A 9,717-nucleotide genomic window follows, 5' to 3' on the forward strand; every position below is an offset into this window, starting at 1 on the left:
CATATGCTTGTGGAAATCCCACCCAAAATGAGCGTATCCGGCTTTATGGGGTATCTGAAAGGGAAAAGCAGTCTGATGCTGTATGAACAGTTTGGGGATATGAAATTCAAGTACAGGAATAGAGAGTTCTGGTGCCGGGGATACTACGTAGATACGGTGGGTAAGAACACGGTGAAGATACAGGAATACATAAAGCAGCAGCTTGCAGAAGATAAAATGGGTGAGCAGTTATCGATCCCTTATGCGGGTAGCCCGTTTACGGGCCGTAAGTAACGAAGTCTGATGCAAATGTCAGATCGTATGCGCCTGTTAGGGCGCGGCTGGTAACAGAGCCTTATAGGCGCATCCGAAAAACCTCCGGCTATGCCGGAGGATATTTATTCGACAGGGAACCACTATGTTTGAAACGCTCTCTAAAGCCGGGAAGTATTTAGGTCAAACCGCCCGATTAATGATAGGTGTGCCGGATTACGACAACTATGTTGAGCATATGCGCGTCACGCATCCGGACCTGACGCCAATGACCTACGAAGAATTTTTCCGCGAACGCCAGGATGCGCGCTACGGGGGGAAAGGCGGCGCGCGCTGCTGTTAATGCTCTTCATCATTCAAGCTGCAGGTGTGTTCACCCTGGTCACTTACTCTAGTAAGCACCAGGGGTTTCGCTGCGTTGCTGCCATCAGGCATCCCACACCATAATCACACCGTAAACGATTCTACCTTTTCGAACGCTGCGCGCAGCGTCTGTGGCGTTAACGTTACCGGCAGTGCATGAATGGACTCCACCGGGCGCAGGGTGTGCGCAATCACGTTGTCGATTTCAGCGCGGTTGTTGATGTCCACGTCCAGTTGAGCCAACCGGGTTGGCAGGTTGAAGCGCTGATAGGCAGTAATTAACTGCGCCAGCACATCATCTTGTCCCAGCAGCGCGCTCTGCACCAGTATGCCGTACGCCACTTTGGTGCCATGCAAAAACTTCTCCGTTTGCGGGAGCACGGTCAGGCCATTATGTACCGAATGCGCCGCCGCCACGCGGGTGTAGCGCTCACCCAGACCGCCGACCATGCCGCCTCCGGCAATAATTGCATCCACTACATCGCAAAACGTGCGGCTTAACGTACCTTGTTGCTTATCGACCAGCGCCTGCTCGCTGCTTTCCAACAGGACGTCGCGGATCGTCTGCGCAGCATGGATACCCAGACGTACGGTCAGAGGCAGGTTTTCCGGCTCAGGTGCGAGCACGACGGCCTCGTACCATTTCGCCAGCGTGTCGCCGATCCCCGCCAGTAAGTATTCTTCAGGCGCATTGAGAACGATCTCTGGCTCGACCAGCACAAGGAAATTGGCGTCAGCGAAAATTTCGAAATGCAGCGCCTGGCCTGCATCGTTGTACCAGACGGAGAGCGGTGTCCATGCGGCGCAGGTCGCTGCGATAGTAGGAATACCGACAAAAGGCAGACCCAGACGACGAGCCAGCGCTTTGGCCGTGTCGAGCAATGTCCCGCCGCCCACACCAATCACCACGCTGCGATTCTCTCCTGACTCTTTTGCCAGTTGAGTAACATCGGTTTCGCTGCAATGTCCCGTAAACAGCAGGTGCCTGGCATCGGCAAGATGAAATGCCTCAGGCAGATAAGGGCGGGCCGCATCGATGGCGCGTTCACCGTAAACCCAGACGGCGCGTGAGAGTTGCTCTGCGGTGAAAAAATCGTTGAGTCTTGACAGGCTGCCGGGATGGGAAAAATAGTTGGCCGGGCCGGTGACGACGCGAATCTCGGTATTACTCATGTTGTGTTGTCCTTTTGGCTGTCCTGTCAATGCAGGTTATTTTTATATAGACGTCTGAACGTCTTGATTGCCAAATACTAGCATCGTGCTATAGTGGCTTCAACCACAACATCACCCGCTGGGATAACAATAATGAGTAATAACCCGCTGATTCCGCAAAGCAAACTGCCTAATCTTGGCACCACTATCTTTACGCAAATGAGCGCGCTGGCGCAGCAGCATCAGGCCATTAACCTCTCGCAGGGATTTCCTGATTTTGACGGCCCACTCTTTTTGCAGGAACGCCTGGCGTATCACGTCGCGCATGGCGCAAACCAGTATGCGCCGATGACGGGCGTACAGCCGCTGCGCGAAGCCATTGCGGATAAAACCGCGCAGTTGTACGGCTATAAACCTGATGCGAATAGTGAAGTGACCGTGACGGCGGGGGCCACAGAAGCGCTGTTCGCCGCAATTACGGCGCTGGTGCGTCCTGGCGATGAGGTGATTTGTTTTGACCCGAGCTACGACAGCTATGCGCCCGCGGTCGAATTATCCGGCGGCGTAGTTAAACGTATCGCGCTGCAACCGCCGTCTTTTCGCGTCGACTGGCAGGAATTTAGCGCTGTACTCAGCGAACGTACCCGACTGGTGATCCTTAACACGCCGCACAACCCTTCCGCCACCGTATGGCATCACGCCGATTTTGATGCTCTGTGGCAGGCAATTAAAGAACGCGAGATCTTTGTCATCAGCGACGAAGTTTATGAGCACATTTGCTTCGCCGGACAAGGACATGCCAGCGTGCTGGCGCATTCACACCTGCGCGAACGCGCCGTTGCCGTTTCATCGTTTGGGAAGACCTACCATATGACCGGCTGGAAAGTCGGCTACTGCGTTGCGCCTGCCGCCATTAGCGCTGAATTACGCAAGGTACACCAGTATCTGACTTTCTCAGTTAATACGCCGGCTCAGCTGGCGCTGGCGGATATGCTGCGGGAGGATCCAACACACTATCGTGAGTTGCCAGCCTTTTATCAGAAAAAACGCGATGTGTTGGTGAACGCGCTGCGTGACAGCCGGCTGGAAATTTTACCGTGTGAAGGCACCTATTTTCTGCTGGTCGATTACAGTGCCGTCTCCACACTAAACGACGTTGAGTTTTGCCAGTGGCTGACCAAAGAAGTGGGCGTTGCCGCGATCCCGTTGTCGGTTTTCTGCGCCGATCCTTTCCCGCATAAGCTGATTCGCCTATGTTTTGCCAAGCAAGAATCGACGCTGCTGGCGGCAGCCGAACGTCTGGTTGCGCTGTAGTTATTTTACTGTCCAGGCTTTGGAGAAGCGACGGTCGGCAAATAACTCTTGCAGACCGTTAATTTGTTTCAGACGTAAAACCTCATCGTCGTCCATACCTAACTCTTTACTGATTTTCTCTGCGCTCCATCCCAGGAGCGATAATTCACGAACGATTTCCGACATGGCATGAATTTTATGCCGCCCACGGGCACGGTTATGACGAATTGTCGCTGCCATGCGTTCATGGCGTTCACGCTGTAAACAGGTGACCGGCAGGTAGCCATGCAGGCGTGATTTCAGCGATGGTTTGCTTTTACCTAGCTCATGACGGTGGAAACCATCGACAATTTCGTATTCTTCCGCCGTGGAGTGAACTACCACGATGGGCTGCGTGAATCCGTCTGCTTCGAGGGATTTCTGCAGCAGTTTTTTCTCCGGAGGCGCAACGTTATTGGGGTTATAGTCATTGGGTGAGATATGCTCATTTTTAATCCATAGTACACAATCTACTGGCTCTTCGCGAAAAGGGCTGACGCTGTGGATAGCCATTCTGAATTGGTTGATTGCTTCAATTCGTTCTTCTTCTGACAGCCCAGAAAGAAAACCAGTGAGTTCTTGAGTTAGTCGGTGTTGCATAAGATTCCCCATTGCTGGCGTTTTATTTTCATGCGTTCATTATAACGTTGGTAGTTTTTGGGTTTTGTGGGGCTGAATGACAGCGCCCGGCACCAGTAGTCGTTATTCAGCAGGACTTTACAGATACGCCGCCACGACGGAATATCCGCTGAGCCAATATCTTTTTCCTGAGTTTGCGGGATATTGTCCATGCCCTTTTTCTTATACCACTGCAAATAGATGGCGATTTTATTGCGATAATGCTCAGCGGTCTTTTCCGGCATGCTATTGAGTAGCAGCATGGCGTATTCCTGCCAGTTTAAATGTTCGGGTTTTAATATTTTGCGGTGCCCGTAAAAATGGTTGTCCTGACCGGCATAAATTCCGCCACTTTTTACACCGCTGACACGGGCACACATGGCTGCCCAGCGCTCGGGTTCAATGACGTGATATAGCCATAATCCCTGACGCTGTTCCGGGCCAAAGGGCTCACAAATACGCATGTAACGTGTTGGGACACCGGCCTGATACATGAGATTGTATAAGGGATTGCACGACATTCTGGTTTTTGCGAACCAGGTCCAGATATCGGCAGTTTTCCAGTCATAAATCGGGTAAATATACCAGGTATGCCCGCCGGGGGCGCTGGTGGTCCAGGGTTTGTCATCGGCAAAGCGCTGCTTTTGCGAATTGGCAATGGCGACAAAACGGTTATATGACTCATCGGCGCGGATCCCGACCATCATGCCGGCTGGACGTTTCTCTGAATACCAGTCAGCGAACTCGCGAACAAATTGTTCAAAGGTCATGCCGGGTTGATAGAAGGAGAAATACTCTGGATCGGTTATGGCATCCGTGGGAGGCTGGCGAACCCACGGAGTACCTGGTTCCCAACACTGCCATTCTGGCTGAAATTGAGAGAGGGAATTCTGGGTGGTGAGCGGTAAAGCCACCCAATAAAATCGCTCGATGACATCGGAATAACGTGCACGAAGCGCCTCAATATAATCAATAGTGCAGGAAAACTGGGCTTCCCAGTCGATAAATAGTACATCAATTTTTTTATGCAGTTGGCGTGCAAGCATAGCTGTCAGATGTAACATCAGTCCTGAATCTTTCCCGCCGGAGAAAGAGACACAAACCCGAGGCAGAGTTTCCAGCGCCCAGGTTATGCGCTCCAGAGCGGCGTCCAGCACATTTTGATCAAGCGGGATTTTATAAATAGACATATTAAACTCATATCAAAATTATTATTTAAAACAATAACAAATGCTGACAATAAGATATGCTAATTTTTTCCAGGTGCAACGTTTTAATACATTCATGGCTATTTTGAATTATGCTCATTCATAAATATTTAAAATGAATAGGTAAAGTTCTACTTGTTAGTCCTTTGATCATGTTTATCATTTATTTTATTAATTAAATTAACGAAGCCAGTATTGTTGAGTGATGCTCTGTTATACATCAAAAATAAATTTATTTTTGGTAAGGGTATATCGATACAGATCTCTTTTAAATTAAATGATCCGGTATATTGTTCGTAAATATCTCTTGGTAGCAGACCTATGATGTCTGTATTTGAAATAATGTTAATGATCGTTATTAATGAATCGCTGCGGAAACCAATATCTCGATTAGCCAGCAAGGCGCTGGTTTTTTGCCAGTATTCTTTAACGCCAGGATCTTCAGAAATAAGTTGCGTGAACTGTTCTTTTAATATTGTTTCAAGCGTGCTTTCTCCATTAATTCTTGGATGGTTTTTGTTGCAAACTAATATTGTTTCAGCAGTTTTAAATGGTGAGCATATTATCGAGCGATTACTCACTGGGGCGGTAGCAATGACTAAATCTGCTTTTCTGTAAGCCAACAGATTTTCCGTACTTTCAGCAGTGATGAGTATGTTATGGTGCTCAATTTCGACATGCGAGTCTTCTCTGAGAAAATGAATAACTTCCTCAATGTTGATAATGGTTGGCAGTTGTGGACAGTAAATAATGAATTTTTTCTTCAGACTGGAGTTATTCATGATGTTTATTGTCTGCTCCAGACTGTTGAGGTTTTTCTCAAGATGATGATGGAGGTTAATCCCCATAATCGTTGGCGTTAGGCCTTTTCCGGAGCGGATAAACAGCGGGTCATTAAATTGTGTGCGTAGCCGTTGCAGTGACTGGCTAACGGCAGAGGGGGTAATATACAAAGTTTCAGCAGCTTTAGTGATACTCAAATGTTGATAAATACACTCAAAGATAACCAACAGATTGAGATCGAACTTTTTGAGGTCATAGAGGTTAGCCATGCATACCTTCCTGTGATGGTCATGTTTTGAATGATTTAATTTTGAAATATTTTAAGTTGTGATTATTCTTGTGATTTATGTTTGTGTGCTTAATGAATTATTAATTTAAACTAAAATAGCACATATTGCATAATTTTGACCAAAAAAGTTAATTTAAATGAGTGATTGACATGAAAATGATAACAACCACTCATTTTGTTACTTTTATTTATTACCCATGATAATGTTTAATTTCTCCTTATCCGGCAAGCCGACTTCCTGTTGTAACGTATCGTCTTTACTCATGTAATAGATAGCCGGCGTGACGTTGGCGCCTAAATCATCCATCAACTTTTGATTGATATTCAATACCTTCATCTGCTCCGGTGAAATGGAGGTCGGGATTTCTAGCTTCATATTCCCACCAGATGCCTCATAGTCATGCCAGGTCTTGGCCGGATCTTTTGCGGCCAGAATCGCAGCGGCGGTAGCCGGGCTTTCGGGTTTAATTACGCCAACCAGTATTGTGCGCAACTGAACTTTACCTGAGTCTACCCACGGGCGAGCCTTTTGCCAGAACTGTTTGCAATAGGGACAGAAGGGATCGGCAAACACATAGACAATGACTGGAGCCTCTTTTTTCCCGTCCAGAATCCAGGATGTTTTTTCCATTCGCTGCCACATTTCGCGTCCGGCAGGGGCGTAGATCTCTTTTTCTATCAGTGTATTACTGAGGTTTTCACCTTTTTCGTTATACATATAACCGGAAATGGCGTGTTTGCCGTCAGGCGTAACATAGATAGTAACGCCCATATCCTGGTATTTTCCCAGGTAGCCCTTCATTCCACCCGGCGCGTCGAAGGGTTTGAGAATAGTAATGCCCTGTTTCTCAATAGCTTTAACGGGGGCAGGAAGTTCTTCGGCGTGCACCACGGCAGGAAGCAGGGTTAAGAGTAAGGTACGTTTAAACATTGATTTTCCTTATAAAATCAGAAGGAAAGGGGGCTAAGTTGCAAAACCTATCGCAGCCATAGGTAAGATCGACCGTCTGTCGATTGCCCTTTCTTGAGTGGGGTGATGTAATCCCAATCGCTGTTACGACCTTTGTTAAGGTAATGTAGAGCGCAACACATAGCCAGCCCTGCTGGCACTGACGTTACCTGCGGGTAGCTCGGGTAATGAGGCTCCCTGCAAAGGGGGCCTTTTTTACTTTTATCTTTAGGTTCACAACATGAGTTTGAGTGGGTTGTTAGTTAACGCTTATTGATTTGATAAAGGAAACGCATTAGCCCTGCGAAGAGATTTTCGTTAACTTATCTCTCAACGAAAACACGGAGGAAGTACAGATGTCTTTGATTAATACCAAAATTAAACCTTTCAAAAACCAGGCGTTCAAAAACGGTGAGTTCATCGAAGTAACCGAGAAAGATACCGAAGGTCGCTGGAGCGTCTTCTTCTTCTACCCGGCTGACTTTACTTTCGTTTGCCCGACCGAGCTGGGTGATGTGGCTGACCACTACGAAGAACTGCAGAAACTGGGCGTAGATGTCTATTCCGTATCTACTGACACCCACTTCACCCACAAAGCATGGCACAGCAGCTCTGACACCATCGCGAAAATCAAATACGCGATGATCGGCGACCCGACTGGCGCCCTGACCCGTAACTTCGACAACATGCGTGAAGATGAAGGTCTGGCTGACCGCGCAACCTTCGTTGTAGACCCGCAGGGTATCATCCAGGCAATCGAAGTTACCGCTGAAGGTATCGGCCGTGATGCGTCTGACCTGCTGCGTAAAATTAAAGCCGCACAGTACGTTGCCTCTCACCCAGGTGAAGTTTGCCCGGCGAAATGGAAAGAAGGCGAAGCGACCCTGGCTCCATCCTTAGATCTGGTCGGTAAGATTTAAGTCGCATAATTTGTAGGCCGGATAAACGCAGTGCATCCGGCCATTCCACAGGCGCAGTTTGCGCCTGTTTCATTCCAGCACCATGACGCAAGTTGCATTAATGCAGTCCCGCAAAGTCGGCTTGCATGATGATGTTTTCAGAGAGGGAAGAAGAATGCTCGACACAAATATGAAAACCCAGCTCAAGGCTTATCTTGAGAAACTGACCAAACCTGTTGAGCTGATTGCTACGCTGGATGACAGCGCTAAATCGGCAGAAATCAAGGAACTGCTGACTGAAATTGCTGAACTGTCAGAAAAAGTCACCTTTAAAGAAGACAATACTCTGGCGGTACGCAAGCCATCGTTCCTGATCACCAATCCAGGTTCTCACCAGGGGCCGCGCTTTGCCGGTTCTCCGCTGGGCCATGAGTTTACCTCCCTGGTGCTGGCGCTGCTGTGGACCGGTGGTCATCCGTCAAAAGAGGCGCAGGCGTTGCTGGAGCAGATCCGCGATCTCGACGGTGATTTTGAGTTTGAAACCTATTATTCGCTTTCCTGTCATAACTGTCCGGACGTGGTACAGGCGCTGAACCTGATGTCGGTACTGAATCCACGCATCAAGCATACGGCGATTGACGGCGGTACATTCCAGAACGAAATTACCGATCGCAACGTGATGGGCGTTCCGGCGGTGTATATGAACGGCAAAGAGTTCGGTCAGGGGCGTATGACGCTGACTGAGATCGTGGCGAAAGTAGATAGCGGCGCAGAAAAACGTGCGGCACAAGAGCTGAACAAACGTGATGCTTATGACGTGCTGATTGTCGGTTCCGGTCCTGCGGGGGCGGCAGCGGCAGTGTACTCTGCACGTAAAGGTATTCGCACCGGTCTGATGGGCGAACGTTTTGGCGGTCAGGTTCTTGATACCGTTGATATTGAAAACTACATCTCGGTACCGAAAACCGAAGGCCAGAAACTGGCGGGCGCGCTGAAAGCACACGTTGATGACTATGATGTTGATGTGATCGACAGCCAGAGCGCAAGTAAACTGGTTCCGGCGGCGCAGGAAGGCGGTTTACATCAGATTGAAACGGCATCCGGCGCGGTGCTGAAAGCACGCAGCATTATCATTGCCACCGGTGCGAAATGGCGCAACATGAACGTTCCGGGTGAAGATCAGTATCGCACCAAAGGCGTAACCTATTGCCCGCACTGCGATGGCCCGCTGTTCAAAGGCAAGCGCGTTGCGGTGATTGGTGGCGGCAACTCCGGTGTTGAAGCTGCTATTGACCTGGCAGGCATTGTTGAACATGTGACGCTGCTGGAGTTCGCACCTGAAATGAAAGCTGATCAGGTGCTGCAGAATAAGCTTCGCAGTCTGAAAAACGTCGATATTATTCTGAATGCGCAAACGACAGAAGTGAAAGGCGATGGCAGCAAAGTCACCGGCCTGGAGTATCGTGACCGCGTGAGTGGCGACGTTCACAGTGTGGAACTGGCGGGTATCTTTGTACAGATAGGTCTGCTGCCAAACACCAACTGGCTGGAAGGTGCCGTCGAGCGTAATCGCATGGGTGAAATCATCATCGATGCCAAGTGCGAAACCAGCGTGAAGGGGGTTTTCGCCGCTGGTGACTGCACCACCGTACCGTATAAGCAGATCATCATCGCGACCGGTGAAGGCGCGAAGGCCTCATTGAGTTCGTTTGATTATCTGATTCGCACGACAGTAGCATAAAAAAAGTAAGATACACCTGCAATGCCAAAACCGTCAGCCATCCGCTGGCGGTTTTTTTGTGCACAGAAAACCCCCAGCTAGGCTGGGGGTTCCGGAAAGCTTTCAGCTTTGGGCCAGTTATTAAAACCCCT

Annotated in this window: 10 protein-coding genes; 5 read left to right on the forward strand and 5 right to left on the reverse strand. The window is 49.1% G+C overall.

All coding sequences use genetic code 11. The annotated features are described in order from the left end of the window. On the forward strand, nt 1-273 hold a 273-nt coding region (tnpA, locus tag OGV38_RS06965; protein WP_286473102.1), incomplete at its 5' end, for an IS200/IS605 family transposase. Between the two features lie 124 nt (nt 274-397). After that, a complete protein-coding gene (locus OGV38_RS06970; RefSeq protein ID WP_019076244.1) occupies nt 398-595 on the forward strand; it encodes a YbdD/YjiX family protein in 198 nt (65 codons plus the stop codon). Between the two features lie 104 nt (nt 596-699). Here the strand turns inward: OGV38_RS06970 and OGV38_RS06975 are convergent, their stop codons facing one another. Further along, a complete protein-coding gene (locus tag OGV38_RS06975; RefSeq protein WP_016155948.1) occupies nt 700-1,788 on the reverse strand; it encodes an oxidoreductase in 1,089 nt (362 codons plus the stop codon). A gap of 132 nt (nt 1,789-1,920) precedes the next feature. Here OGV38_RS06975 and OGV38_RS06980 point away from each other — a divergent pair, with 132 nt between their 5' ends. After that, nucleotides 1,921-3,081 (forward strand): pyridoxal phosphate-dependent aminotransferase, encoded by a 1,161-nt coding sequence (locus tag OGV38_RS06980; RefSeq protein WP_103283608.1) that lies wholly within the window; start codon nt 1,921-1,923, stop codon nt 3,079-3,081. Here the strand turns inward: OGV38_RS06980 and OGV38_RS06985 are convergent, their stop codons facing one another. The 4 genes from OGV38_RS06985 to dsbG all read right to left on the reverse strand — a co-directional run bounded on the left by OGV38_RS06985 (nt 3,082) and on the right by dsbG (nt 6,928). After that, nucleotides 3,082-3,699 (reverse strand): IbrB-like domain-containing protein, encoded by a 618-nt coding sequence (locus OGV38_RS06985; protein WP_046275109.1) that lies wholly within the window; start codon nt 3,697-3,699, stop codon nt 3,082-3,084. After that, on the reverse strand, nt 3,684-4,907 hold the full coding sequence (locus OGV38_RS06990) for a phosphoadenosine phosphosulfate reductase (RefSeq protein WP_103283610.1): 1,224 nt from the start codon (nt 4,905-4,907) through the stop codon (nt 3,684-3,686). Before OGV38_RS06990 ends, OGV38_RS06985 begins: the two co-directional genes overlap by 16 nt. 149 nt (nt 4,908-5,056) lie before the next feature. Next, nucleotides 5,057-5,977 carry a DNA-binding transcriptional repressor CitR gene (gene citR / locus OGV38_RS06995; protein WP_049269781.1) on the reverse strand — a complete coding sequence of 307 codons (921 nt, stop codon included), beginning with the start codon at nt 5,975-5,977 and terminating at the stop codon, nt 5,057-5,059. Between the two features lie 204 nt (nt 5,978-6,181). Beyond that, nucleotides 6,182-6,928, reverse strand: coding sequence for a thiol:disulfide interchange protein DsbG (gene dsbG, locus OGV38_RS07000; RefSeq protein WP_016155953.1), 747 nt, complete (start codon nt 6,926-6,928; stop codon nt 6,182-6,184). 374 nt (nt 6,929-7,302) lie between these two features. Between dsbG and ahpC the strand changes: the two genes are divergently transcribed. Together ahpC and ahpF are read left to right on the forward strand one after the other, a co-directional pair. After that, nucleotides 7,303-7,866: an alkyl hydroperoxide reductase subunit C gene (gene ahpC, locus OGV38_RS07005; protein ID WP_004859485.1), complete on the forward strand. Its 564-nt coding sequence runs from the start codon at nt 7,303-7,305 to the stop codon at nt 7,864-7,866. A 154-nt stretch (nt 7,867-8,020) separates the two neighbouring features. Further along, the gene (gene ahpF / locus OGV38_RS07010) at nt 8,021-9,586 is read left to right on the forward strand and encodes an alkyl hydroperoxide reductase subunit F (RefSeq protein ID WP_016152210.1); all 1,566 of its coding nucleotides are present in this window, start codon (nt 8,021-8,023) and stop codon (nt 9,584-9,586) included. Nucleotides 9,587-9,717: the final 131 nt, after the last annotated feature.

It is taken from the genome of Citrobacter sp. Cb080, from assembly GCF_030334745.1.
Taxonomy (GTDB): Bacteria; Pseudomonadota; Gammaproteobacteria; order Enterobacterales; family Enterobacteriaceae; genus Citrobacter; species Citrobacter braakii.

Excerpts from the sequence above, each read along its gene's own strand:
- OGV38_RS06970 (WP_019076244.1), top strand. The coding sequence starts at position 398 with ATGTTTGAAACGCTCTCTAAAGCCGGGAAGTATTTAGGTCAAACCGCC.
- OGV38_RS06975 (WP_016155948.1), bottom strand. The coding sequence starts at position 1,788 with ATGAGTAATACCGAGATTCGCGTCGTCACCGGCCCGGCCAACTATTTT.
- OGV38_RS06980 (WP_103283608.1), top strand. The coding sequence starts at position 1,921 with ATGAGTAATAACCCGCTGATTCCGCAAAGCAAACTGCCTAATCTTGGC.
- OGV38_RS06985 (WP_046275109.1), bottom strand. The coding sequence starts at position 3,699 with ATGCAACACCGACTAACTCAAGAACTCACTGGTTTTCTTTCTGGGCTG.
- OGV38_RS06990 (WP_103283610.1), bottom strand. The coding sequence starts at position 4,907 with ATGTCTATTTATAAAATCCCGCTTGATCAAAATGTGCTGGACGCCGCT.
- citR (WP_049269781.1), bottom strand. The coding sequence starts at position 5,977 with ATGGCTAACCTCTATGACCTCAAAAAGTTCGATCTCAATCTGTTGGTT.
- dsbG (WP_016155953.1), bottom strand. The coding sequence starts at position 6,928 with ATGTTTAAACGTACCTTACTCTTAACCCTGCTTCCTGCCGTGGTGCAC.
- ahpC (WP_004859485.1), top strand. The coding sequence starts at position 7,303 with ATGTCTTTGATTAATACCAAAATTAAACCTTTCAAAAACCAGGCGTTC.
- ahpF (WP_016152210.1), top strand. The coding sequence starts at position 8,021 with ATGCTCGACACAAATATGAAAACCCAGCTCAAGGCTTATCTTGAGAAA.